This is a genomic window from Natronorubrum thiooxidans (assembly GCF_900156475.1).
Taxonomy (GTDB): Archaea; Halobacteriota; Halobacteria; order Halobacteriales; family Natrialbaceae; genus Natronorubrum; species Natronorubrum thiooxidans.
In genome coordinates this window covers 117,304-139,477 of record NZ_FTNR01000001.1, presented here as the reverse complement: position 1 = coordinate 139,477, position 22,174 = coordinate 117,304, and the positions used below count along the sequence as shown (strand labels likewise).

The following is a 22,174-nucleotide window of genomic DNA, read 5'->3' as shown; positions in this document are numbered from 1 at the left end:
CCCTATAATAGTGAGCGTCAACATCGACAGTCGGGTCGTCATGCCGGGGAGTGACGACCTCGTTGAGGAAGCCTGGCATCTCAAAGAGGAGATCAATCGCCGGGAAGGCGTGCTCAAACAGCGATACGACTTCTTCACTGACGCATATCGTCGCTCCAAGGTCCACTGTTACGTGCAGGCAGGCGAGCTGGTAGGATTCGCTTCCGTCCGGCGTGATGGCTATATTCTCTTTCTGGCCGTGTCGCCCGACCTTCGAGGAGAGGGAATCGGCAAACGACTCGTTGCCCGCGTTGCAGAAGACCACGACACCGTCACGTGTCATGCCCGTACGACCAACGAAAACGCGCTCCAGTTTTACGAACATCTCGGCTTCGAAATCAAACGACGGATCGACGACTACTACGAGGACAGCGGCGACGCCTACTATCTGAAACTCGGCTCCGACGTCGGGATCACTGACAAGATTTCGGACCTGATGCGCCGGTAGACGCCCCCACACAAGCCGCTGTTCTGTCATGTGCGAGCGGTTCTGGCTGGCGCAGTTCGGCACACCTATAATCCCACACCGACGAGAAGGCGAGGTGCATGGAGGAGCGAACGAGGGCCTATCTTCGGGGACGGTTTCGTGATCACTACCGGCGGACAGAGATCACACCGCCCCCTGGGGCCAACGAACGCGAGTGGGGGTTTATTCCCTGGACCGAGGGGCCGGACACGACGATGGTCCGCCACCGTTCGCTGCTCGAGTTAGGCGATCTCTCGGAGTTTCTCGTCCGGAAACGGCCACAACACGTCTACTTCTCGGCGGGACGCTTTCGCGATCCCGGCGCGAGTTCGATGCAGGAAAAAGACTGGCAGTCAGCGGATCTCGTCTTCGATTTGGACGCCGACCACCTGCCGAGTGTCACGCTCGGCGAGGACACCTACGCCGAGATGCTCGCCAAGTGTAAGGACGCGCTTTGGAGGCTCCTCGAGTTCCTCGAGAACGACTTCGGCTTCGAGGACCTCGAGATCGTCTTCTCGGGCGGCCGTGGCTACCACGTCCACGTCCGCGATGAGAACATCGTCCACCTCGAGCGGGAACACCGCCGGGAGATCGTCGACTACGTTCGGGGGATCGGACTGGAGTTCGAGTCGCTGATCGAAACCGAGACCGTCGCCGGCCTAGGTCGGAAGACGCCGACCGAGCGCCGAACGCTCGAGATCGAAGGAGGCTGGGGCGCGCGCACACACGCCCACCTGATGGCGTATCTCGACGACCTCCTCGCACTCGACGACGAAGACGCCCTCGAGCGCCTGCAGGAATTCGACGGAATCGGCGAGGGGAAGGCGACGGCGACACTCAACGCCGCTCGCAACAACCGCGAGCAACTCGAGGCGGGCAACGTCACCGTTCACACGGCAATTGCCCAGCTGGCCGAACGGTTCGCGACACGGGCAGTCGAACAGGACAACGCGCCGATCGACGAGCCCGTCACCACCGACACGAACCGACTCATCCGGTTGCCGGGCAGTCTTCACGGTGGCAGCGGTCTCAAAACGGTGCGCCTCGAGCGCGACGAAATCGACGCCTTCGACCCACTCGACGACGCCGTTCCGGACACGTTCCGCGGCCACGAGATTACGGTCGACGTCACCGACGGTGGTGAGGTCGAACTCGGTGGGGATAGCTTTACGGTCTCGGAGGGAGACCAGTCATTACCAGAGTACGTTGCCGTGTTCTTGATGGCACGCGGCAGGGCTGAAAAGGAGAAAGAATGAACCTAGACGAGTTGCGGTCGGTCCAGAGCAAGGAGCGAAAGAAAGACAGCCTCCAGAACCTTCGCCCCTCGTTCTACCAGGAGGTCGGCGAGTACATCGCCGAGCTCGAGGACGAACGCGAACGTGTGGCCGACCAGGTCGACGACCCGTTTTCCTCGCCGGAGATCGGCCGCCTCACCGACGAGATCGAGACCGCCAAAGACGTCGTCGAGGCGATTTACGAGCGTCGAATGGGCAAACTCGTCAAACAGGCCAGCCTCGCCGCGGCCGGGATGGCCGCAAACGACGAGGGACTGACCGCCGAAGAGGCCGACCTCTTCGATGATCTCGTCGACCGCATCGGCGCGAACAAATCCCGTGTACTCGACGTCCTCGAGGGCGTCGACACCGATGGTGACGGTGACACGGAGACACACGAGATCGATGGTGACGGTGCTGGCGACGCGCCCGAAACCGGCGACGAGTCGAGACACCCCGCCGCCGACGCATCCACCGACGAATCCGACGACACACCGCCAGTGCCACCACAGGAACCGCCATCCGACGTCACCCCGGCCGACGGTACAGACGGCGACGCAGAACCCGAATCGACTGCCTCGAGCGGCGTCACTCCCGCAGACGTCATGGGCGGCGACGGCCCGGCAATCGACGACGGCCCCTCCGAGCCGTCTTCGGCAGTGCCGGACGCGGACGCTCCACAGCCGGAGGAGGCCGTCGCCGATGCCAACCCGGCTGCGGAGACGGACACGGAGGACGACATCGAGCGTGTCACCGTCAGAATCACCCAGGACCTCGGCTCGATTCTCGGCGTCGACGAGCGCGAGTACTCCCTCTCGACCGACGACGTGGTCACGCTCCCGGCACAGAACGCCACGCCGCTCGTCGAACGGGAGGCGGCCGAACCGCTCGAGTAGCTCGGCTCCGATTCGATCCGCGTAGAATCACAATACATACAATAGCGGTCGCTAACACACGTCCATGCTCGACGTAGGCGACGAGGCACCCGAGTTCGAACTGGTAAACCAACACGGCGACGCCGTCCGCCGCTCCGCGTTCGAGGGTCAGCGACTCGTGGTGTACTTTTATCCCCGTGCGAATACCGACGGCTGCACCACCGAAGCCTGCGCGTTCAACGACGCACTCCCACAGTTCGACGACTGTGACACCCACGTCGTCGGGATCAGCGACGATCCAGTCGCCGACCTCGAATCCTTTGCCGCCGAGTACGACCTCGAGTTCGACCTGCTTTCCGACGAACTCGGCGAGGTCGCAACGCTGTATGAATCCTACGGCGAGAAACACATGTTCGGGAACACCTTCGACGGCGTCTTCCGTAACACCTACGTCGTCGGCCCCGACGGCCTGATCGAGGCCGTCTACGAGGGCGTCACGCCGGAAGGACACGCCGCGGAAGTCCTCGAGGCACTCGAGGAGCCGTCGGCCGAACTCACGTCGTAGTCGATCGGTCGTGACCGCAGGAGAATGCGTTTTGAAAGCGAACGTTTCCATATTGATAAGTAGCCGGCGTAAAATCCGTCAGTATCGACGGTTGAAACTGAATGTCACTCGGGAATAACGACACGGCAATTGCGACGTTTACGATGCTTGCACACGCGATCGTTCACTGGTTCGAACTCGCGATTCCGATCTTTCTGGTCGTCTGGCTGGACGCGTTCGACGTCAGCGTTGGCCTCGTCGGCCTCGTCGTCGCGCTCGGCTACGCCCCGTTCGGACTGGGCGCGCTCCCGGCGGGATTGCTCGCCGACAAATACGGTCCGAAACGGCTCGTCCTGCTCTGTCTCGCCGGTATGAGCCTCTCCTTTGTCACGCTCGCGTTCGCACAATCGATCTACGCCGTCGCGGTCAGCCTGCTGGGCTGGGGAATCGTCGCCAGCATCTACCATCCGGCGGGACTGGCGCTCATCAGCACCGGCGTCGAAAACCGCGGCACGGTCTTCGCCTGGCACGGCATCGCCGGCAACGTCGGCATCGCACTCGGCCCGTTCGCCACGGCGACCCTGTTGCTCGTCCTCGAGTGGCGACTCGTCGCCGTCGCACTCGCCGTTCCCGGTCTGTTGGCCGTGATCTACGGCCTTCGACTCGAGTTCGATCCGACCGCTGCACTCGACGACCAGTCGCAGCCGACCGGTGCTGACGCAGCGACGGATTCCGCCGCGGGGTCGGCGTTCGTCGCGAACTCCAAATCGTTGTTCGCCAGTTCGTTTCTGCTCGTGTTCGCCGTCGTCACGTTCGTCGGCCTCTACTACCGCGGCGTGCTCACGTACCTGCCGGAGTTGCTGCACGGACTGCCGGCGATGGCCGACATCGAACCGCCGGGCGGCCTCGAGGAACTCTCGCTCGGCGATTACGTCTACGTCGGCCTGCTGGTCGCCGGCATGGCAGGACAGTACGTCGCCGGTAAGCTGACCGCCCGTGTGGCCGTCGCTCGCGGACTGGTCGTCGTCTTCCTCGGCCTCGCAGCCCTCGCCCTCGCGTTCGTTCCGGTCTCCTCGATGGGGCTCAGTGCAGTCGTGTTCTACTGCGGCGTCCTCGGCTTCTCACTGTTCGCGATCGAACCGTTCTATCAGGAGGCCGTCGCCGTCTACACGCCTGCCGACACGCGCGGACTCTCCTACGGCTACACGTACCTCGGAATGTTCGGCCTGGGCGCGGTCAGCATCTCGCTGGGCGGGTTCCTGCTCGACTACGCCTCGATGGGGGTCTTCTTCGCGACGCTGTCCGTGATCGCGCTGCTCGGTGCCGGAGTCTCGGTTCGACTCCTGATGACGTCGGACCCCCGTCGCGTGCCATCTGCCGCGTCGACGACGACTGCCGACGACTGAGACGGTCTGTTGTAACTGGTTCCCGGCGAACCCATGACGAGTGGGGTGTGACGGAACTGATATAAGTAGTCCGTATGACGCGCCTCCGGTCGGCCCTTTCGAAGTTCGTGCCTCGACGTGGCACGACGACGTACGAACCAGCGCAGCCGCTGGCTGCATCGAGTCCGCCGAAAAATACTGTTCGCTGCCGCAGGCGCAGCGTTGCGCCGGCGGTCGTGGCTGCTTACTGGAAGGTACGACCGAGCTGGTCTTCTTCCGTGGCCGGTTCTGCCTGCTTGAACTCCTCTTCGAGCTCCTCGTACTGCTCGCGCGTCTCGGGGGTCACGCTCGGCCCGACTTCCTCGAGTGCGTGGTCGAAGTGGTCCGTGCTGATACGGACGTTGCCGACGGACTCACCGATATCCTCGGGGTCGACCGAGTTGATGAACTCGCGGCTGGCGGCCATCGAGGCCTCGCGGGTGACGGCTTCGATGTCGGCACCGACGTAGCCTTCCGTCTCGGCGGCGAGTTCGTCGAGGTCGACCGCGTCAGCCAGTGGCTTGTCGCGGGTGTGGACCTCGAAGATTTTCTTGCGGCCGTCCTCGTCGGGGACGGGGACATGGACGTGGCGGTCCAGTCGGCCGGGACGGAGCAGGGCCGAGTCGATCAGATCCGGTCGGTTGGTCGTCGCGATGACGACGACGTCCTCGAGTTCCTCGAGCCCGTCGAGTTCAGTCAGCAGCTGGGAGACGACGCGTTCGCCGACGCCGGAGTCGCCCTGTCGCTGGCCGCGTTCGCCGGCGATCGAGTCGATCTCGTCGAAGAAGATCACGGTCGGTGCGTTCGACCGTGCCTTCTCGAAGATCTCACGGACGCCTTTCTCGGACTCGCCAACGTACTTGTTCAGCAGTTCGGGGCCTTTGATCGAGATGAAGTTCGATTCGGCCTCGTTGGCGACGGCTTTAGCGAGCAGCGTCTTCCCGGTGCCCGGTGGGCCGTACATCATGACGCCTTTGGCGGCGTCCATGTCCATGGCCTCGAACACCTCGGGGTAGTCGAGTGGCCACTGGATGGTCTCGCGCAGGCGCTCTTTGGTGTCGCCGAGCCCGCCGACGTCGTTCCAGGTAATATCAGGCACTTCGACGAAGACCTCGCGCATCGCCGAGGGCTGGATGCCCTTGAGCGCTTCCTTGAAGTCCTGCTTGTTGACCTGCAGCCGGTCGAGCACGTCGGCGTCGATCTCCTCGGACTCGAGGTCGAGTTCCGGACGGATGCGACGCAGGGCGTTCATCGCGCTCTCTCGAGCGAGTGACTCGAGGTCCGCGCCGACGAAGCCGTGGGTGTTGGCGGCGTAGTGTTCCAGATCGACCGACTCCGTCAGGGGCATCCCGCGGGTGTGGACCTGCAGGATCTCCTTGCGGCCTTCCTTGTCCGGGACGCCGATTTCGATCTCGCGGTCGAAGCGACCGCCACGCCGGAGCGCGGGGTCGATGTCGTCGACCCGGTTGGTCGCCGCGATGACGGTCACACGGCCCCGTTCCTCAAGGCCGTCCATCAGGCTGAGCAGCTGGGCGACGACGCGGCGTTCGACGTCACCGCCGGCTTCTTCGCGCTTTGCGGCGATGGAGTCGAGTTCGTCGATAAAGACGATCGAGGGGGCGTTCTCTTCGGCCTCCTCGAACACCTCGCGGAGTTTCTCCTCGCTTTCGCCGTAGTACTTCGACATGATCTCCGGACCGGAGATCGTCTCGAAGTGGGCGTCGATCTCGTTGGCGACGGCTTTCGCCATGAGCGTCTTCCCGGTCCCTGGTGGACCGTGCAGGAGGACGCCCTTTGGGGGTTCGATACCGAGCTGTTGGAACAGCTCGGGGTGGCGCATCGGCAGTTCGATCATCTCGCGGACCTGGTCGAGTTCGTCGTCCAGACCGCCGATGTCCTCGTAGGTGACGTCCGGGACGCCCTCCGCGGACGTACCCGTCCCGGAGGTGACCTGTTCGGCGGGCGTCTCGGAGATCTCGATGTTCGTCGAGTCCGTAATGACGACCGTGCCCGACGGCGAACTGTTCGCGATCTTCAGCGGCACCGACTGGCCGGAGCTGGCCATGGGGCCGAACGAAAGCGAGAACGGTACTGTCTGGCCCTCGGTGACGGCCTGCCCGCTGAGCTTGTCGCGGACGAGCGGCCCGATATCGCCGCGAATCCGGAGATTCTGCGGGAGCGCGACCGTGACCGATTTCGCGGGGTTGACGTCCGCGGGTTCGACCGTGACGCGGTCGTCGATCCCGACGTCGGCCTCCTGTCGCAGGCGGCCGTCGATCCGGACGATCCCGCGCCCTTCGTCTTCGGGATAGCCGGGCCAGACGCGCGCGACGGACTGGCTGTCCCCCTTCCCTTTGATAACGATGTAATCGCCGTTCTCGAGGTCGAGTTCGCGCATCGAGACGCGGTCGATCGCGGCCAGTCCACGCCCTGCGTCCTTCTGTTTCAGTGGTTTGACGGTGAGTTTCATAGATCGCCCTCCATCTCGACAGTCAGGACGCCATTTTTCATAAACGTGTGTGCGTCATCCACGCCATCGGGAAGATCGATCTCGTACTGGACACCGTCATCGGGCGGCGAGCCGCCCGACCGGTCAGCGGAACGTCGGTCCGCGCTATCGACGACGACGATCACCGTGTCGTCGACGACGTCGACTGCAGCGTCCGTCTCGTCGACCCCGAAGTCAACGGCTAACACCGAGCACTCGTCGTACTCGTACTGGCGGGCCATCTGCCCTTCGTCCGTAGTGAATTGTTCGAGAGTCATGCTGTAACTAACCCAAAGTAAGCATGCTTAGTATATAAACCTTTCGCCGATCAATGCGATGACTGCACCGTATTCGGGGAAAGAACGCTGTTCGCAGTTCACACCAATTCGAGTGCAGATCGAAGTCGAGACACCTGACTCGAGACTTTAAGCCCGTACCGCTCGTGTGAGCCTGTATGGAGGTTGTGACACATCATGGCCGGGAAACGGCCTACGAGGTCGCTAATCGCGGTGGGAATGGTGCACCGATCTGTTTCGTCCACGGAAGCGGTGGCTCACGTAACATCTGGCGGGCACAGCATCGCCTCGCCGACCAAAACCCGGTCGTGACGGTCGATTTGAGCGGCCACGGCGATTCCGACGACGTCGATGCTCGGCCCGGGTATACGAGGCTCTCTGCCTACGCCGACGACGTCCTGGCCGTCGTCGAGGAGACGAACAGTCGGGTACTGGTCGGCAACTCGCTTGGCGGTGCCATCGTCATGCACATCCTGATCGAACGCGAGTTCGATCCTGACGCAGCAGTTCTCACCGGCACCGGCGCACGACTGGGCGTTCTCGAGGACCTCCTCGATTGGCTCGGGAACGACTTCGAGCGCGCCGTTGAGTTCCTCCACGGGCCGGATCGGCTCTTTCACGATCCCGAGCCGGAACTTCGCGAGGAGTCAATGACACAGCTTCACGAGACCGGCCAAGACGTCACTCGCCGCGATTTCCTGACCTGCCACGAATTCGACGTTCGGAACGACCTCTCGAAGATCGATACTCCCGTCCTCGCAGCCTACGGCGAACATGATCAGCTGACGCCACCGCGGTATCACGAGTATCTCACGGACGAGATCGACGACACCTGGCTCGCCGAACTCGAAGACGCGGCCCATCTCGCGATGCTCGAGCAGCCGACAGCGTTTAACGCAGCCGTCAGCGAGTTTCTGGATATCGTTTTCGAACGCGACTGACGGCAAAAGAACAAAAACAGCGAAAGCAGCGAAAGCAGCAATCGCGGTCGACTACCGACTGTCCTCGAGCGAGACGAACGACTCGCCCGTCGCCGTCAGCCACTGGTCGGCAATCTCGTCTTCGGCGACGTGCTGGGGAAACATCGTACAGACGGCGATTTCGTCGTCGTGTTCGACAGTTACGTGCTGGAGCGCTGCCGAGCGCTCCGTGGTGGCACAGTGCGTGCCGTCCGTTCCCGTTGCCGGTTCAATCATGGTGTCTGGCTGTTCGGACATTGTATCGGTCACCGCGTCGGTACTCCCGTGTTCTCGACGAAGATATATAACTGTCGCCGGTAAGGATATAAAATACCTATTTTGTCATAATATGCCCTTATTATTTGTATCGAAGACCGTCACGACTAGCGATCAGTCTCGAGGGACGGTGAATGTCGCTGTCTCATACGGATTGCTGTCCCGATGTACCGCCGATCGCCAGAATGGTCGGCGATCGGCAGTACGTGACGACAGTAAACCGTATCAGTAGAGATCCTCGAGGTCGTGTTCCTCGTGACTGTGTTCAGCCGCGGGGAACGACTCGGATTCGACGGCCGAGACGTAGTCGTCGATCGCTGATTTCATCTCCTCGCGGACGTTCCCGAACTGCTTCGAGAACGAGGGGGACCACTCGCTCAGGCCGACTGCATCGTTAACCACGAGCACCTGTCCATCACAGTCCGGGCCGGCACCGATTCCGATCGTCGGGATCTCGAGTGCCTCGGTGATTTCGGCCGCCAAATTCGACGGGACGTGTTCTAACACCAGCGAGAACGCGCCCGCCTCCTCGTGAGCGAGCGCGAGTTCGAGAATGCGTTCGGCCGCTTCCTGATCGGTCCCCTGGCGAGGGTAGCCGCCGTACTGGTTGACGTGCTGTGGCGTCAGCCCCAGGTGGGCCATCACCGGAATGCCGAGCTGGGCCATCTTCTCAGTGAGCTCGATGGTATGGGGGCCGCTCTCGAGTTTGACCGCCTCTGCGCCCTCCTCTTTGAGCATTCGCCCGGCGTTCTCTAAGCTGTCTTTCTCGTCGACACCGAAAGAGAGAAACGGCATGTCGGCGACGACGAGTGCGTCATCGACCGCCCGCGAAACCGCGCCGACGTGGTGGGCCATGCCGTCGACGGTGACGGGGACCGTCGTTTCGTGGCCCAGCGAGACGTTGCCGACGCTGTCGCCGACGAGAACGATGGCCACACCAGCATCGTCGACGATCGCGGCCGTCGGTGCGTCGTAGGCCGTCAGCATCGTAATCGGTTCGTCGCCTGCCTGCTCCCTGATATCCCGGACGGTAGGCATACACACACCTTCGTCCCCGATGATTAAACGCCACCGTTCTCCGATTGGGCCGCCTCGAGGAGCTAGCGCCGCCACCGAACGAAGCGAGACGACGTGATCGAAACCGGCATCCGCGGCAGTTAAGAGGGCTGGGCCGTCACTGTCAGCCGTGCCTGAACCCGTCGAAACAACCACGCCCGAAGGCGTCGACTACGGCTGGGTGATGCAGGTCACCTTCGTCGTCACGATCCTCGTCGGTGCACCAATCGTCGCCGTCCTCTCGCTGAACGCCGACCTGCCGAGCTGGGGTGCTCGAGCCGAGTTTGCGATCCGCGTCGGCGCGCCGATCTGGTTTCTCACAGCCCTCGCCGTTTTCACGTATGCAAAACGAAATCGGACGTAGATGCCTGCCCGGTATCCGCTCGCTTAGACACCGGATGGGCCGTCACCGACGTATTCAAACGCCATTCCCGCCCGTTCTGCCGTCAGTTCGTCCCGCGCAGAGTCACCGATGAACAGCGCCGCCTCTGGCTCGACGTCGAGTTCGCGGACCGCCTCGAGTAACGGCTCCGGATGCGGTTTCTGTGTTGCGACTGTATCCCGGCCGACGACGACGTCGACCGCGTCGGTGAGGTCGTGGGTCTCGAGGGCGATCCGACAGGCCGCCTCACAGTTGAGCGAGCAGACACCGACCGGAACCGAGCGCTCGAGCAACTCGTCGACGTGGGGCAACCGTGGCGATCTCGCGGCCCCGTCGCGTTCGTGGGCGGCGATCGCCGCCTCGACGTCTGCGGCCACCCCGACGTCGGCTGCGGCCTCGAGCAGCTCCCAGAGCTCTGCACTCGGCGGGTCGATAGCCGCGGTCTCGTACACCGCGAGGACGTCATCGGCGACGGCATCCCAGTCGACGTCGAGATCGACGAGCGTCCCATCGAGGTCGTAAACGACGGCGTCGTACGCTGTCACACATGGCGATACGACCAGTGGATGAATAGTGACTTCGGTCCCGGAAAGTCGATACACGACGTTCGAGACGCTCCTGTGCAGCCACTGTCGTGATGGAAATACCAACAGAGTATACATACAAGAATATCGAATATATTATCCATCTGTACTGTCTCGACCAGCCTAATGGTTGACAATCTTTCCAGACGGAACTTCATCCGGAACAGCAGCGCAACTGCACTCGCAGTCGGTAGCGCGGGACTTGCCGGCTGTACGAGCAGCCTGCCGATCGTGGGCGACGACGCGTCAGCGGTGGCGGTCGATGAATGGCTCGTCGAGCTGTCGTTCACGGAGCTTTTCCAAGACGACGACCTGAACGATGAGTACGAAGACGCCACACTCGAAACGCACGATCAGACTGACTTCACGTTCGACAGCGTCGTTCCACAGGCGGTCTTCGACAACGAAGAGGAACTGGTCGTCTACTGGCCACTCGAGCAGGGCTCGGACCTGCGAGGGAAGACAGGCGTTCCCGAGACCGACATCGACTGGCAGCTCTCACAGCACGTCGCATGGGAGTACGAGTTCTCCTATACACAGACGACCTGGGGCGGTGAACAGACCTACAACAACACACGGACCGCGTCGGCCGACATCGGCACGCTTTCGGGATCGTTCGAGCTCGAGACCGTCGAGGAAAACCTCGAGAACTGGGCCGACGATCGCTACTCGAGCGACAACGACCTCTCGAGTGAGGGTGAGTACGAAGCGTTCGACCTCTACCAGATCGAGGGGCAAGCGTTCGCCGTCGGTGACAGTCACGTCATCGAGGCCAGTGTCGATTCCGCTCTCGACCCGATCGCTGTCGTCAAGGCAGCCATCGATGCCCGGTGGAATTCGGATGGGAACTGGGCCGAGACGGACGACGGCGAGACACTGTTGGCACAGTTCGATGCGGGTCACCTCGCTGAAGGGGAAGTCCACACCCCTCGATCCGTCGACTCGATACTCGAAGAGCAATACGGCGGCTCCGCTGACATTCCCGATTCGCGACGTGATGACCTCGAAGAACAGATCGAAGACGACCTCGACGACTGGGAAACCGGACTCACGGGAACGGCGACTGCCCACGAATTCGACGGCGAGACGACCGCGCTCCAGGAGGTGTTCCTCTACGAAAACGAGGACGACGCAGACCCCGAGGCGCTTCGCGACCACGTCGATTCGAACCGAAACATCGGCAACCGATGGGCGACGATCAGTGATTACTCGGTCAGCGACGAGGGTCGTACGCTGGTCCTGACCGGGACCGTTCGGACACGGGCACTTCTCTAGTAAACGACGTTCACGCCGCGGATAATGTACGTCGCGCCTCGCTCACTCGAGGCGAGCCAGCCGGTTCAGCGCGTACACCGTCCGAAGGATATCGACGCTTTTGCCCCGATCGAAGACGAGTTCGTCCGTCTCGAGGACGTGCTCTAGGGTGTCCTGGGAGGCGTGTTCGGGCGCAGCCGCGATTCCCGCGTCGTTCTCATCGACCCACTCCATCACGCGCAGGTCGCTTTTGGAGTCGCCCATCACGAGCGAGAACGGATCATCGACGCCTAACACCTCGAGGGCTCGTTCGACGCCGACGACCTTGTTCAACTCGAGGCTGCCAATCTCTGCCGCGTCGGCCTCGTAGTAGGCGACGTCGATGCGTTCTAAGACGTCTGTAAGACGGTCGGGGACCGTGTCGGCGTTAAGATCAGGGTAGGCCCCTTCGCTCTCGAGGACGGCCCTGATCTCGGGGTCCTGGTCGGCGTAAAAGGCACGCGTCCAGTCGACGATCGTCTCGTCACTGATCTCCCGGCTGCCGTTGCCGTCACCGCTGGCGACCGCATCGGCTGCCTCCTTGTCGAGCGCCTCGAGTGCACTGGCGACGGCGTCGGCGAGCAGATCGATCAGGTAGACCAGCGCCGTGTCGATGGTCTCGCGGGCGTTCATCGAGCCGGTCTCGTAGTTGGGTTTCATCGTGATGTTGAACTCGTTGCCCTGCAGGTGACAGCCACGGCGGAGTTCGTCGGGCGCTTCGGGGAGCACCCGCGAGCGCACGTCGTCGAAGACGTTCCGGATCGCCTCGTCTAGATCCTCGTAGAGCAACTGCTTCGTCTGTGCGCCGTGGCCGGGTGTGAATACGCCCGTTCCGGCCTCGTAGACGATCGAGAGATCGCCAGAGTGGACGATCTCGCTGCCCAGCCCCTGGATCGCAAAGCCCTTGACGTTCTCGAGGGTCTGGCCCGTACAGATGACGATCGGCACACCGGCTTCGTGAAACTCCGTCAGGACGTGGAGCGTGTCGCGTGGAATCTCGTTGTCGGTCCCGCCGGCCGACCGCAACGTCTCGTCGACGTCTAACACAAGGACGTTCACCGCCCGGCCGTACTTGGCCTCGAGATCTAGTGCGGTAAAGGCCTGATCCCGATCGGCTCGGGCGGCGATCTCGGCGAACGTCTCGCCGGCTGCAAACGACGAGCGGATCTCGTCTTTACGCTGCTCGAGTTCGTCGTTGACGCCCTGCCAGTGTTCGAGTGCGACGCGGGAGTCGATCGCCGGAAAAACGTCGACAAACGCCTGGTACTCCTGGAGCGTTTTCGTCTCGTACTCATCGTACAGTTGGTAGATGAGATCATATCGTTCCATGTCAGCTACAGGCAGGGGCAGGCAGATAATCGTTTTCAGTGTGTCGGTGATCGCGAACGCTCTATCGTCGTGAATATTCGTGTCGACGAGAAATCTCTCGAGAGAGTGGACGCGATCCGTGGTCGACGACGATACGACTATAAAAGCAGCGGTCGAATTCGGGCGTATATGAAAAACGTCGATGACTTGATCGAGAGCGCAGCGGAGCTCGCAGCCCGCGGGCTCTCCAAAGGCGAGATCGCGGACGAACTGAACGTTTCACGGGAGACGGCGAGCTGGCTCGTCGAACGCAGTGGAGCAACGGCACAGCCGACCGATATGCCAACCCGGGAGGGAGCCGCCACCCCCGGAAGCAGCCCACAGGACATCCACGTCGACTGGTCTGCAGTTGGCCGAGACAGCAAACGAATGGGGGCAATTGCGGAAGCGATGGCCGACATGCTCGCCAAACACGGCGAGGGCGTCGATCTCACAATCGGCATCGAGAAAGCCGGCGGCCCGATCGCGACGCTCGTCGCGCGCGAACTCGAGACCGATCTCGGAACGTACACGCCCGCGAAACACCAGTGGGAAGAAGGCGACATCGAAGAACTCGGCGGCACGTTTAGCCGGAACTTCGCCGGGATTCGCGACCGCGAGTGTTACATCGTCGACGACACGATCACCAGCGGCACCACGATGCGCGAAACCATCGAGGCTATCCGCGCCGAAGGCGGCGAGCCCCTCGCGTGTGTCGTTCTCGCGGACAAACAGGGCCTCGAAGAACTCGAGGGCGTGCCGGTCTACTCGCTGTTGCAGGTCATCAGCGTCGGCAAAGAGGAGTGAACACACTCGCGTTTGCAGTCGCTCGGTTTGAATAGTGCGATGCAAAAAAGCGACGCTGGTGAGCGGACGACCTAGCCGTGAATTCCCATCGCTTCGATCTGTTCTTGATACCGATTCCGGATCGTCACCTCGGTCACCTGGGCCACGTCGGCGACCTCGCGCTGGGTCTTCTTTTCGTTACAGAGCAGCGAGGCAGCATAGATCGCGGCGGCGGCGTAGCCGGTGGGTGATTTCCCCGAAAGCAAGCCTTCTTCGGCCGTCTTCTCGATAATTTCGTTGGCCTTGGTCTGGACTTCTTCGGAGAGTTCGAGTTCGGAACAGAAGCGAGGCACGTATTTTTTCGGGTCGACGGGACGCATCTCGAGGCCGAGTTCTTGTGAGATGTACCGATACGTTCGACCGATCTCTTTGCGTTCGACGCGGGAGACTTCCGAGATCTCCTCGAGGCTGCGCGGGATACCTTCCTTGCGACAGGCGGCGTACAGTGCAGACGTCGCGACGCCCTCGATCGATCGCCCGCGGATGAGGTCTTCTTTGAGCGCGCGTCGATAAATGACTGAGGCGACCTCCCGAACCGAGCGCGGGACGCCGAGTGCCGAGGCCATCCGATCGATCTCACTGAGTGCGAACTGCAGGTTCCGTTCCCCGGCGTCTTTGGTTCGGATGCGTTCTTGCCACTTGCGCAGTCGATGCATCTGGCTGCGCTTTTTCGAGGAGATAGAACGGCCGTAGGCGTCTTTGTCTTTCCAGTCGATCGTCGTCGTCAGTCCCTTGTCGTGCATCGTCTGGGTCGTCGGCGCGCCGACGCGGGACTTTTCCTGCCGTTCCTGGTGGTTGAACGCCCGCCACTCAGGACCGGGATCGATCTGTTCTTCCTCCACGACGAGCCCACAGTCTTCACAGATGAGCTCACCCCGGTCGGAGTCTTTTACGAGATTGTCCGATTCACACTCGGGGCATTCACGAACCCCTTCCTGATCCTCGGTCTCGTCCGTCTCACGCATTCGCTCCCGCTGGCGGGTGGACCGTGTCATCGCACTTTTATAGTAGTATCACCAACGTATATAAATCCTTGGCCCGGGTCTTGGTCCGTTGACGTTAATTTGCCGAAATCAGCGGATACAGCGCGTTAGAGACACGGTTTACGATTCGGAACCGGAAAGACTTTATCCGATTCCAGCCGAAAACAGCCACGAATGCCGGTTATCGAGTGCGACGTCGAGGCCGCTCGAGAACGACTCGAGGATGCGGGCGTAGCCGTCGAATCGGGAAACACCGACCACGAGCGCTGGCGGGCAAGCCGCGAGGACGCGACGGCGGTCGCCTACGACGACAAGGTGGTGATTCAAGGCGAGAACCCACAGGATATCGAGGCCCTGCTACGTGAGGGGGGCGGCCGTGCACACGTCTATTTCGACGGTGCGTGTCGCGGCAACCCGGGTCCGGCAGCCACTGGCTGGGTGATCGTCACCGGCGACGGTATCGTCGCCGAAGGCGGCGAACGGATCGGGACGACGACGAACAATCAGGCCGAGTACGCAGCGCTCATTTCGGCGCTCGAGACGGCCCGCGACTACGGCTACGACGAAGTCCACATCCGCGGCGACTCCGAACTGATCGTCAAGCAAGTCCGCGGGGAGTACGATACGAACAATCCCGAACTGCGCGAACAGCGCATCACCGTCCACGAACTGCTGTCCGCGTTCGACGAGTGGACACTCGAACACGTTCCCCGCGAGGTCAACGACCGCGCGGACGAACTCGCAAACAACGTGCTCGATCAGGGCTGATACGGACTGCTGTCGTCAATTACCGCCGATCACCAGAGACGGGTCGGTGATCGGCGGTAACTCGTTACAGCAGACCGTATGAGGTGGGGTCCCCTCTCCCGATCACCGACGTTAGTGCGAGACAGCGCCGAGACCAGCAAGGGAAAAACCCTCGAGTGCGTACGGATCGGTATGACCGATTCGAACGAATCGCCTGCCGGGGCAGCCGACAGCGTTGACAGCGCCGCGGACAACACGGACGACTCCGCGAGCGAGGAACTCCCCGTCGACGTCGTCGACGACGCCGAACGACTCACTCGACTCGCGCGGACGACACCCGACGACAACGAGGCCCAGGCCCACGCACAACGACGGGAAGAACTCCTCGAGGCCCACGAGTTCACCGCCCGTGTTCGCGACGACGACGGTGACGACACCCTCGTCCTCCACCCCGCAGAGTGGCACGACGAAGCCGAGGGCGTCATCAGGACTGATCGCATCGACGATATCTCGCGGGCAGTCGAAATTCCGCTCGAGGGCACGGGTGATCCCGACGATTGGGATGTCGTCGACGCCCACAACCGCGAACTCGCAGCAGCCGTGCGGACGGCCCACGGCGACGTTCACGGCGACAACGCCACAGCGCTCGCCGATTTCGTCGGTAACCACTACGCGAAACGGATCGAAGACCTCACAGAGGCAGAGCTATCGGAGTTTCAGACGGAGTATTTCGTGCGCAACAGTTGGCCATCAGCCGAGCAACGAGCCGTGATCGAGGACTCGATCAGACTCGTCTACGACGTTGCCGGCGAATCGATGCCTGACACACACGTCCGGTGATGTGTCTCGACGCGTGCGTTCATCCACAAAAAACCGTTCTGGTGGAGTTCGGAGTCGCGTTCAGTAGCTGTTCTCGACGATCTCGTTGATCTCGTCGGCGCGGTCGTCGCCCGTGACGACCTTCGAGAGCGTCCATTCGATGCCGTCGAGGACGGCGTCGTAGCCGTCGTCGGTCAGCGAGTACTGGTTCGTTCGCTTGTCGAGTTCGCTTTTTTCGACCAGTCCGAGATCGACGAGTTCGTCGAGGTTAGGGTAGAGCCGCCCGTGATTAACTTCCGTCCCGTAGTAGTCCTCGAGTTCACGTTTGATCGCCAGCCCGTACATCGGCTCCTTGGCGAGGATGACGAGGATGTTGTTCTGGAACGCGGTAAGTTCGCGTACAATACTCTGTTCGCCGCTGATTGATTGTGCCTCTGACATACTTTTGTAAATGTCATCAGACTATTTAAGACTTGCCAACTATTCGTTCATGTACGTTGATTGGCTTTTGCCCGATCAGTCGCTATACCGCCGGATAGGAGTGGATACTGTCACCGGTTCGGGGCCCTCTGCTGACCGTCATCCCGAAGATAATACACGATTCGGAACGTACGTTTTGATCGATCGTGGACCGCACATGTCTGGTCAACCGTTGGGAAGCCCTCGAGCCCGGACCAAACCCACCGAAAGAAATCCACGCCGTTATCGAGTGTCCCAAAGGCGAAGAAAACAACGTTGCCGGCGCTGTCACCGCCTGATTCACGAGAGTTATTTGTACACGTTTGGTTCATGCATTATGAGCATGAGTAATTTTATTTGGGTTGGTGTGCTACACTGATTTGTTATGGCAGCAAGCAACCGGTCCCCACAGACGCCTCGAGCAGACGACACCGACGCCGGTGTCGGTATGGCTCACCTGACGGTCGTCCCCGCGAACTTCGACGCCACCGAGGACGACGAACGCGACGAGTAATCCCTTACTGAAAGGCGGCAGATATCGCTGTCGTCTGGGTTGAGGCTGCTCCGCCGACAGTCACTCCGAGTCACGTCACCCCGGTGTGTCGATGCCGTTGGATCGTCATCGTGGTCGTGGCCCCGTTGTAGATGTTCTCAATAGAATGTCTCGAAACGAACCTTCTTGTATGCGGTCGAACTACGTCCGGTCATGGGTCTGTTCGATCGATTGCGGGGTGACGGAGCCCCCAGAGTCGCATTTATCGGGGTCGACGGCGTGCCGTACAGTCTCCTCTCGGAGAACGAAGAACTGTTTCCGAACTTCGCTGCACTCGCCGATGACGGGACCGCAAGCGAGATCTCGAGCATCGTTCCACCCGAATCGAGCGCCTGCTGGCCATCGCTGACCACCGGGATGAATCCCGGCGAGACGGGCGTCTACGGCTTTCAGGATCGCGAGGTTGGGACCTACGACACCTACGTCCCGATGGGACGTGAGGTCCAGGCCGACCGCGTCTGGGACCGCGTCCAGGAAGACGGCCGAAAGGCGACCGTAATGAACGTCCCCGTCACCTTTCCCCCACAACGAAACGTCCAGCGGATGGTTTCGGGCTTTCTCTCTCCTGGTCTCGATAAGGCGGCCTACCCGGATGACGTCCGTGACTACCTCGAGACGCTGGACTACCGGATCGACGTCAATCCGAAACTCGGCCACCAGGACGACAAAGCCGAGTTCATCGAGGACGCACACGCGACCGTCGACGCTCGCTTCGAGGCGTTCAAACACTACATCGAGGAAGACGACTGGGACCTCTTTTTCGGCGTCTTCATGACGACCGACCGGGTCAACCACTTCCTGTTCAAAGACTACGAACGCGACGGCGAGTACAAAGACGAGTTCATCGAGTTCTACCAGAAGATCGACGACTACATTGGTCACCTGCGCGAGGCGCTGCCGGACGACGTCACGATGATCGTCGCCTCCGACCACGGCTTTACCAGCCTCGATTACGAGGTTCACTTCAACGAGTGGCTTCAGGAGGAAGGCTGGCTCTCGTTTGCGACCGACGAACCCGAAGAACTGGGTGACATCACCGACGACACCAAAGCCTACTCGTTCATCCCCGGTCGGTTCTACATCAACCTCGAGGGTCGCGAACCGCGCGGCTCGGTCCCCGAGGAGGAGTACGACGAGGTTCGCGATCAGCTCAAAGCCGACCTCGAGGCGCTCGAAGGGCCGGACGGCAACCCGGTCGTCGAGCGCGTCGTCGAGAAGGAAGCGGCGTTCCGCGGCGATCACGACGACATCGCGCCGGATCTGGTCGCGATTCCGAACAAGGGCTTCGACCTCAAGTCCGGGTTCAAAGCCGACTCCGAAATCTTCACCACCGGCCCCCGAAACGGGATGCACAGCTTCGATAACACCTCGCTGTACATCGATCACGCCGATGCGACGATCGATGATGCCGACCTGTTCGACATCACGCCGACCATCCTCGACCTGATGGACATCGAGTACAGCCGCGGCGATTTCGACGGTGCGAGTCTCGTCTGATCGCGCTGTCCCAGGCACACTACGGCTGTTCTCTCGCCGACAGGGGCTCTCTCCAGCGGGTAACTCGACACGTCTCGACACACCCTGCGCAGGATACCGGCGACGGACTTCGAGACCGTTTTCTGCCCGGCACCGAACCGCTGGACATGGACGAGATCATCCATGCTCGCGGCCACGAGCACGTCTCCGCCGACCATCCGAGTACGTTCGAGGTCACCACTGACGACTTTCTCACCCCCGCTGGAGACTGCATCCTTGCCATCGACGCCGATCGTGCACCCGCCGACTTCGATCCCGAGTTTATTGAAGCCTGCCAAAACGCCGAGGCGACGATCACGGTCACGATCGAGGCCGGCGGCTACGCGGACTCGGTATCTGGGCGGGGCGATCCCGACCTCGAGTTGACCAACGAGCGCAGTCTCGTCGGGCGGACGAGCGAGTACGTCGACGATCGGACGATCATGAACGACGCCCCGTTTGCGGCCGAGGGGTTCGACCGCGACCTCGTCGCCGCCTTAGCCGGCGGGGCCGAGGCGACGGTGGCGATCACCGTGGAGTGAGCAGGCTATCAGCCGGTCGTTCCTCTACCACGGTCGTCACCGATGACTGCCGACGGCCTGTTCGTGGAGTTCATCTTCTGCCTGCCACGTGCGGGGTCGGAACGCAATCCCGACGGCGACGAGGTAGAGTGCGACGACGATGCCAGTCACCAGGAGCCCCGAAATCGGGCCAATCGCTGCACTGTCTGGCCACGGACGGGACGCAAACGTAACGACGTGGATGCTCCAGGCCCCGAGCATGACCGAGAACAGAAACAGGTAGATCCGTCGCAGTCGGTGGGCGATCGATTCCTCGAGGGAGATTTTGATGACCGGTCTCCGATAATCCTGGCCGAGCTTGCGACGCCAGTCCGGGTCCTCGAGCCCGCCGGAGGCGTCGAGACCGTACGCGAAGACGTTTCGCTGGAACATACGGACTCGCCCCCGCCAGATGTCGTAGCCACGATAGCGGTGGGCCTCAATGAACAGAAACGCGACGAGTGCCGTCGTGCCCAGCAAGATGATGTAGTGGGGGTTGTTCTGACTCGAGAACGCCCACGTGAGAATTGCACTCATGACGATTACCGCCCAGTTCGTCGTCTGATCGAGGCGTTCTCGCCAGACCTGCATCCGGTGGACTTCGCCGCGATAGAGGTGTGCCAGCGACGAACTCGGCCCCATCTGTTCCTCGAGCAGGCCCGCACCGACCTCGCGGTGTTCGGCGTCGGTTGGATCGACGTCTTTCGTAGATCGCTTCGCCATCGTCTCTTACGTGTGACTCGAGAGCGAAAGAACGTGGTGATCCAGTCGGCCAGTCGATCACAACCGTTAGTTCGACTGCTCTACGACCTCCAACTGATGGCCACAGACTCTCGCGCAGAAACCGTCGTGAATCGCCTCGCCTATCGCTACGGCGATCGTGGCTTTCCCGAACACAACATCGACGGCGGACAGAACGCCGTCACGATCGACGACGATGAGTCGATATTCTGGGACCAGACCGGCGGCAGCCAGGATGCCTTCGTCTGTCTCGTCCGGACGATCCTGAGTCAGAACACGAGCGACAAGGCGAGCCAGCCGGCTCACGACGAACTGATGAGCACATACGGGGACGACGACATCGACCTCGCCGAATCGCTTGCAAGCGCCGAGCAGTCGACGCTCGCCGAAACGATCAGTGGTGCCGGCTTGTACAACCAGAAGTCCGAGACGATCATCGACACGGCCGCGTGGGTCCTCGAGGAATTCGGCTCCGCCGCCGCGTTCGATCGCTACGTCAAAGACGAGGAGCCGTCGACGGTTCGTGAGACCCTCCTCGACGTTCGCGGCGTCGGTCCCAAGACGGCCGACTGTGTGTTGCTGTTCTCGGGTGGCCGGACGGGTGTGTTTCCCGTCGATACGCACGTCCACCGCATCTATCGGCGCATGGGTATCGCCCCACCCGACGCTGACCACGAGACAGTCCGCGAGACACTCGAGCGAGACGTGCCCGCGGCCAAATGCGGCTTCGGCCACACGGCGTCGATTCAGTTCGGCCGCGAGTACTGTACGGCCCGCAAACCCGCCTGTCTCGAGGATCCCGACGCCTGTCCGATGGGCGACATCTGCGAGCAGGTCGGCGTCTACCCCGAGACGGACAAGGTCGTCGATCCGTCCGAGACAGAGAACTGAACGCGTTCCCGCGTCCGGGGCCATCCGTCGCTGTCCGCACCCGATCACTGTCTTTATGCAACTCTGCTTTATCGGCTGAAACAATGGTTTCATTCACCGACGACGAGCGAGACGCAGTCTACAAGACCATCTACGCACGTCGGGATATCCGCCGGTTTCGAGACGAGGCGCTCCCCGAGGATATCCTCGAGCGCCTCATTCAGGCGGCCCACCACGCCCCAAGCGTCGGCTTCTCACAGCCCTGGGACCTGATCGTCATTCGGAACGACGAGACGAAAACCGAGATCGCCGAGATTGCCGACCGCGCCATCGCGGCCGCTCGAGAGGGCTATGAGGAGCCGACGCGATCGGAGTACGCCGCGTTGAAACTCGAGGGGATCCGTGAGTCGCCGGTCAACATCTGCGTGACCTGTGATCCGACGCGGGGTGCACCCCACGTTCTCGGCCGGAGTTCGATGAAGCGCACCGACGTCTACTCGACGTGTCTAGCAGTCCAGAACCTCTGGCTGGCCGCTCGCGCGGAAGGCGTCGGTGTCGGCTGGGTGAGCGTGCTCTACCCCTACGAGGTCCAGGAGGTACTCGACATTCCGCCCCACGTCAAACCGATCGCGTACCTCTGTCTGGGGTACCCCGAAGACGGCTTCCCCGACGAGCCTGTCCTCCAGCAGAAAGGGTGGCGCGAGCGCATGGACATCGACGCGCTCGTCCACGAGGGCCGCTGGGAGTCGACGGCGGCAGCCGAAACCGAGTGACCGGT

At 61.9% G+C, this 22,174-nt stretch carries 26 protein-coding genes; 17 read left to right on the top strand and 9 right to left on the bottom strand.

Translation table 11 applies throughout. From position 1 onward, the window contains the following. Window positions 1-10: 10 nt before the first annotated feature. The 5 genes from BW940_RS00715 (at window position 11) to BW940_RS00695 (ending at window position 4,604) form a co-directional block, all read left to right on the top strand. Entirely contained in the window at window positions 11-487 is a 477-nt protein-coding gene (locus BW940_RS00715) for a GNAT family N-acetyltransferase (protein WP_076607267.1), read from the top strand. A 98-nt stretch (window positions 488-585) separates the two neighbouring features. Then, window positions 586-1,761 (top strand): DNA primase small subunit PriS, encoded by a 1,176-nt coding sequence (gene priS / locus BW940_RS00710; RefSeq protein ID WP_076607266.1) that lies wholly within the window; start codon window positions 586-588, stop codon window positions 1,759-1,761. Further along, entirely contained in the window at window positions 1,758-2,675 is a 918-nt protein-coding gene (locus BW940_RS00705) for a DNA replication complex subunit Gins51 (protein ID WP_076607265.1), read from the top strand. Before priS ends, BW940_RS00705 begins: the two co-directional genes overlap by 4 nt. Before the next feature lie 64 nt (window positions 2,676-2,739). Beyond that, the gene (locus tag BW940_RS00700) at window positions 2,740-3,219 is read left to right on the top strand and encodes a peroxiredoxin (protein ID WP_076607264.1); all 480 of its coding nucleotides are present in this window, start codon (window positions 2,740-2,742) and stop codon (window positions 3,217-3,219) included. Between the two features lie 101 nt (window positions 3,220-3,320). Beyond that, entirely contained in the window at window positions 3,321-4,604 is a 1,284-nt protein-coding gene (locus tag BW940_RS00695; protein WP_076607263.1) for an MFS transporter, read from the top strand. A gap of 223 nt (window positions 4,605-4,827) precedes the next feature. Here the strand turns inward: BW940_RS00695 and BW940_RS00690 are convergent, their stop codons facing one another. Both BW940_RS00690 and BW940_RS00685 read right to left on the bottom strand, forming a co-directional pair. After that, the gene (locus BW940_RS00690) at window positions 4,828-7,092 is read right to left on the bottom strand and encodes a CDC48 family AAA ATPase (RefSeq protein ID WP_076607262.1); all 2,265 of its coding nucleotides are present in this window, start codon (window positions 7,090-7,092) and stop codon (window positions 4,828-4,830) included. Continuing rightward, window positions 7,089-7,388 carry a DUF7127 family protein gene (locus BW940_RS00685; protein ID WP_076607261.1) on the bottom strand — a complete coding sequence of 100 codons (300 nt, stop codon included), beginning with the start codon at window positions 7,386-7,388 and terminating at the stop codon, window positions 7,089-7,091. Before BW940_RS00685 ends, BW940_RS00690 begins: the two co-directional genes overlap by 4 nt. A gap of 176 nt (window positions 7,389-7,564) precedes the next feature. On the opposite strand from BW940_RS00685, the gene BW940_RS00680 reads away from it, so the two are divergent. Then, window positions 7,565-8,347 (top strand): alpha/beta fold hydrolase, encoded by a 783-nt coding sequence (locus BW940_RS00680; RefSeq protein WP_076607260.1) that lies wholly within the window; start codon window positions 7,565-7,567, stop codon window positions 8,345-8,347. A gap of 51 nt (window positions 8,348-8,398) precedes the next feature. Here the strand turns inward: BW940_RS00680 and BW940_RS00675 are convergent, their stop codons facing one another. Together BW940_RS00675 and panB are read right to left on the bottom strand one after the other, a co-directional pair. Further along, the gene (locus BW940_RS00675) at window positions 8,399-8,623 is read right to left on the bottom strand and encodes a DUF7511 domain-containing protein (protein WP_235847756.1); all 225 of its coding nucleotides are present in this window, start codon (window positions 8,621-8,623) and stop codon (window positions 8,399-8,401) included. Window positions 8,624-8,866: 243 nt separating this feature from the next. After that, window positions 8,867-9,679, bottom strand: a complete 813-nt coding sequence (gene panB, locus BW940_RS00670) for a 3-methyl-2-oxobutanoate hydroxymethyltransferase (protein WP_076607259.1) — start codon at window positions 9,677-9,679, stop codon at window positions 8,867-8,869. Window positions 9,680-9,827: 148 nt separating this feature from the next. Between panB and BW940_RS00665 the strand changes: the two genes are divergently transcribed. After that, window positions 9,828-10,061 (top strand): DUF5822 domain-containing protein, encoded by a 234-nt coding sequence (locus BW940_RS00665; RefSeq protein ID WP_076607258.1) that lies wholly within the window; start codon window positions 9,828-9,830, stop codon window positions 10,059-10,061. 23 nt (window positions 10,062-10,084) lie between these two features. On the opposite strand, the gene BW940_RS00660 is transcribed toward BW940_RS00665, so the two are convergent. Then, on the bottom strand, window positions 10,085-10,624 hold the full coding sequence (locus tag BW940_RS00660; RefSeq protein ID WP_076607257.1) for an HAD family hydrolase: 540 nt from the start codon (window positions 10,622-10,624) through the stop codon (window positions 10,085-10,087). Window positions 10,625-10,789: 165 nt separating this feature from the next. Between BW940_RS00660 and BW940_RS00655 the strand changes: the two genes are divergently transcribed. Continuing rightward, on the top strand, window positions 10,790-11,938 hold the full coding sequence (locus BW940_RS00655) for a hypothetical protein (RefSeq protein ID WP_076607256.1): 1,149 nt from the start codon (window positions 10,790-10,792) through the stop codon (window positions 11,936-11,938). A gap of 42 nt (window positions 11,939-11,980) precedes the next feature. Here BW940_RS00655 and BW940_RS00650 read toward each other — a convergent pair whose 3' ends face one another. Then, window positions 11,981-13,285 carry an HAD family hydrolase gene (locus BW940_RS00650; protein WP_076607255.1) on the bottom strand — a complete coding sequence of 435 codons (1,305 nt, stop codon included), beginning with the start codon at window positions 13,283-13,285 and terminating at the stop codon, window positions 11,981-11,983. A 168-nt stretch (window positions 13,286-13,453) separates the two neighbouring features. On the opposite strand from BW940_RS00650, the gene gfcR reads away from it, so the two are divergent. Continuing rightward, the gene (gfcR, locus tag BW940_RS00645; protein ID WP_076607693.1) at window positions 13,454-14,110 is read left to right on the top strand and encodes a transcriptional regulator GfcR; all 657 of its coding nucleotides are present in this window, start codon (window positions 13,454-13,456) and stop codon (window positions 14,108-14,110) included. Window positions 14,111-14,181: 71 nt separating this feature from the next. Here gfcR and BW940_RS00640 read toward each other — a convergent pair whose 3' ends face one another. Then, on the bottom strand, window positions 14,182-15,144 hold the full coding sequence (locus BW940_RS00640) for a transcription initiation factor IIB (protein ID WP_076607254.1): 963 nt from the start codon (window positions 15,142-15,144) through the stop codon (window positions 14,182-14,184). Between the two features lie 162 nt (window positions 15,145-15,306). Here BW940_RS00640 and rnhA point away from each other — a divergent pair, with 162 nt between their 5' ends. Together rnhA and BW940_RS00630 are read left to right on the top strand one after the other, a co-directional pair. Further along, window positions 15,307-15,900: a ribonuclease HI gene (gene rnhA, locus BW940_RS00635; RefSeq protein ID WP_076607253.1), complete on the top strand. Its 594-nt coding sequence runs from the start codon at window positions 15,307-15,309 to the stop codon at window positions 15,898-15,900. Window positions 15,901-16,071: 171 nt separating this feature from the next. Then, a complete protein-coding gene (locus tag BW940_RS00630; RefSeq protein WP_076607692.1) occupies window positions 16,072-16,719 on the top strand; it encodes a DUF7108 family protein in 648 nt (215 codons plus the stop codon). Between the two features lie 60 nt (window positions 16,720-16,779). Here the strand turns inward: BW940_RS00630 and BW940_RS00625 are convergent, their stop codons facing one another. Further along, entirely contained in the window at window positions 16,780-17,139 is a 360-nt protein-coding gene (locus tag BW940_RS00625) for a PadR family transcriptional regulator (protein WP_076607252.1), read from the bottom strand. 185 nt (window positions 17,140-17,324) lie between these two features. On the opposite strand from BW940_RS00625, the gene BW940_RS20995 reads away from it, so the two are divergent. From BW940_RS20995 to BW940_RS00615, 4 genes are all read left to right on the top strand, one after another. Continuing rightward, window positions 17,325-17,456 carry a hypothetical protein gene (locus BW940_RS20995; RefSeq protein WP_394329393.1) on the top strand — a complete coding sequence of 44 codons (132 nt, stop codon included), beginning with the start codon at window positions 17,325-17,327 and terminating at the stop codon, window positions 17,454-17,456. 86 nt (window positions 17,457-17,542) lie between these two features. Further along, window positions 17,543-17,671 (top strand): hypothetical protein, encoded by a 129-nt coding sequence (locus BW940_RS22320; RefSeq protein ID WP_268875522.1) that lies wholly within the window; start codon window positions 17,543-17,545, stop codon window positions 17,669-17,671. Between the two features lie 192 nt (window positions 17,672-17,863). Beyond that, window positions 17,864-19,207, top strand: a complete 1,344-nt coding sequence (locus BW940_RS00620; RefSeq protein ID WP_076607251.1) for an alkaline phosphatase family protein — start codon at window positions 17,864-17,866, stop codon at window positions 19,205-19,207. A gap of 146 nt (window positions 19,208-19,353) precedes the next feature. After that, window positions 19,354-19,767, top strand: a complete 414-nt coding sequence (locus BW940_RS00615; RefSeq protein WP_076607250.1) for a DUF371 domain-containing protein — start codon at window positions 19,354-19,356, stop codon at window positions 19,765-19,767. A 36-nt stretch (window positions 19,768-19,803) separates the two neighbouring features. On the opposite strand, the gene BW940_RS00610 is transcribed toward BW940_RS00615, so the two are convergent. Next, window positions 19,804-20,508 carry a DUF2270 domain-containing protein gene (locus BW940_RS00610; protein WP_076607249.1) on the bottom strand — a complete coding sequence of 235 codons (705 nt, stop codon included), beginning with the start codon at window positions 20,506-20,508 and terminating at the stop codon, window positions 19,804-19,806. Window positions 20,509-20,604: 96 nt separating this feature from the next. Here BW940_RS00610 and BW940_RS00605 point away from each other — a divergent pair, with 96 nt between their 5' ends. Then, a complete protein-coding gene (locus BW940_RS00605) occupies window positions 20,605-21,417 on the top strand; it encodes an endonuclease III domain-containing protein (RefSeq protein WP_076607691.1) in 813 nt (270 codons plus the stop codon). An 83-nt stretch (window positions 21,418-21,500) separates the two neighbouring features. Then, window positions 21,501-22,169: a 5,6-dimethylbenzimidazole synthase gene (bluB, locus tag BW940_RS00600; RefSeq protein ID WP_076607248.1), complete on the top strand. Its 669-nt coding sequence runs from the start codon at window positions 21,501-21,503 to the stop codon at window positions 22,167-22,169. Window positions 22,170-22,174 lie beyond the last annotated feature (5 nt).

Excerpts from the sequence above, each read along its gene's own strand:
- priS (WP_076607266.1), top strand. The coding sequence starts at position 586 with ATGGAGGAGCGAACGAGGGCCTATCTTCGGGGACGGTTTCGTGATCAC.
- BW940_RS00705 (WP_076607265.1), top strand. The coding sequence starts at position 1,758 with ATGAACCTAGACGAGTTGCGGTCGGTCCAGAGCAAGGAGCGAAAGAAA.
- BW940_RS00700 (WP_076607264.1), top strand. The coding sequence starts at position 2,740 with ATGCTCGACGTAGGCGACGAGGCACCCGAGTTCGAACTGGTAAACCAA.
- BW940_RS00695 (WP_076607263.1), top strand. The coding sequence starts at position 3,321 with ATGTCACTCGGGAATAACGACACGGCAATTGCGACGTTTACGATGCTT.
- BW940_RS00690 (WP_076607262.1), bottom strand. The coding sequence starts at position 7,092 with ATGAAACTCACCGTCAAACCACTGAAACAGAAGGACGCAGGGCGTGGA.
- BW940_RS00685 (WP_076607261.1), bottom strand. The coding sequence starts at position 7,388 with ATGACTCTCGAACAATTCACTACGGACGAAGGGCAGATGGCCCGCCAG.
- BW940_RS00680 (WP_076607260.1), top strand. The coding sequence starts at position 7,565 with ATGGAGGTTGTGACACATCATGGCCGGGAAACGGCCTACGAGGTCGCT.
- BW940_RS00675 (WP_235847756.1), bottom strand. The coding sequence starts at position 8,623 with ATGTCCGAACAGCCAGACACCATGATTGAACCGGCAACGGGAACGGAC.
- panB (WP_076607259.1), bottom strand. The coding sequence starts at position 9,679 with ATGCCTACCGTCCGGGATATCAGGGAGCAGGCAGGCGACGAACCGATT.
- BW940_RS00655 (WP_076607256.1), top strand. The coding sequence starts at position 10,790 with ATGGTTGACAATCTTTCCAGACGGAACTTCATCCGGAACAGCAGCGCA.
- BW940_RS00650 (WP_076607255.1), bottom strand. The coding sequence starts at position 13,285 with ATGGAACGATATGATCTCATCTACCAACTGTACGATGAGTACGAGACG.
- gfcR (WP_076607693.1), top strand. The coding sequence starts at position 13,454 with ATGAAAAACGTCGATGACTTGATCGAGAGCGCAGCGGAGCTCGCAGCC.
- BW940_RS00640 (WP_076607254.1), bottom strand. The coding sequence starts at position 15,144 with ATGACACGGTCCACCCGCCAGCGGGAGCGAATGCGTGAGACGGACGAG.
- rnhA (WP_076607253.1), top strand. The coding sequence starts at position 15,307 with ATGCCGGTTATCGAGTGCGACGTCGAGGCCGCTCGAGAACGACTCGAG.
- BW940_RS00630 (WP_076607692.1), top strand. The coding sequence starts at position 16,072 with ATGACCGATTCGAACGAATCGCCTGCCGGGGCAGCCGACAGCGTTGAC.
- BW940_RS00625 (WP_076607252.1), bottom strand. The coding sequence starts at position 17,139 with ATGTCAGAGGCACAATCAATCAGCGGCGAACAGAGTATTGTACGCGAA.
- BW940_RS22320 (WP_268875522.1), top strand. The coding sequence starts at position 17,543 with ATGGCAGCAAGCAACCGGTCCCCACAGACGCCTCGAGCAGACGACACC.
- BW940_RS00620 (WP_076607251.1), top strand. The coding sequence starts at position 17,864 with ATGGGTCTGTTCGATCGATTGCGGGGTGACGGAGCCCCCAGAGTCGCA.
- BW940_RS00615 (WP_076607250.1), top strand. The coding sequence starts at position 19,354 with ATGGACGAGATCATCCATGCTCGCGGCCACGAGCACGTCTCCGCCGAC.
- BW940_RS00610 (WP_076607249.1), bottom strand. The coding sequence starts at position 20,508 with ATGGCGAAGCGATCTACGAAAGACGTCGATCCAACCGACGCCGAACAC.
- BW940_RS00605 (WP_076607691.1), top strand. The coding sequence starts at position 20,605 with ATGGCCACAGACTCTCGCGCAGAAACCGTCGTGAATCGCCTCGCCTAT.
- bluB (WP_076607248.1), top strand. The coding sequence starts at position 21,501 with ATGGTTTCATTCACCGACGACGAGCGAGACGCAGTCTACAAGACCATC.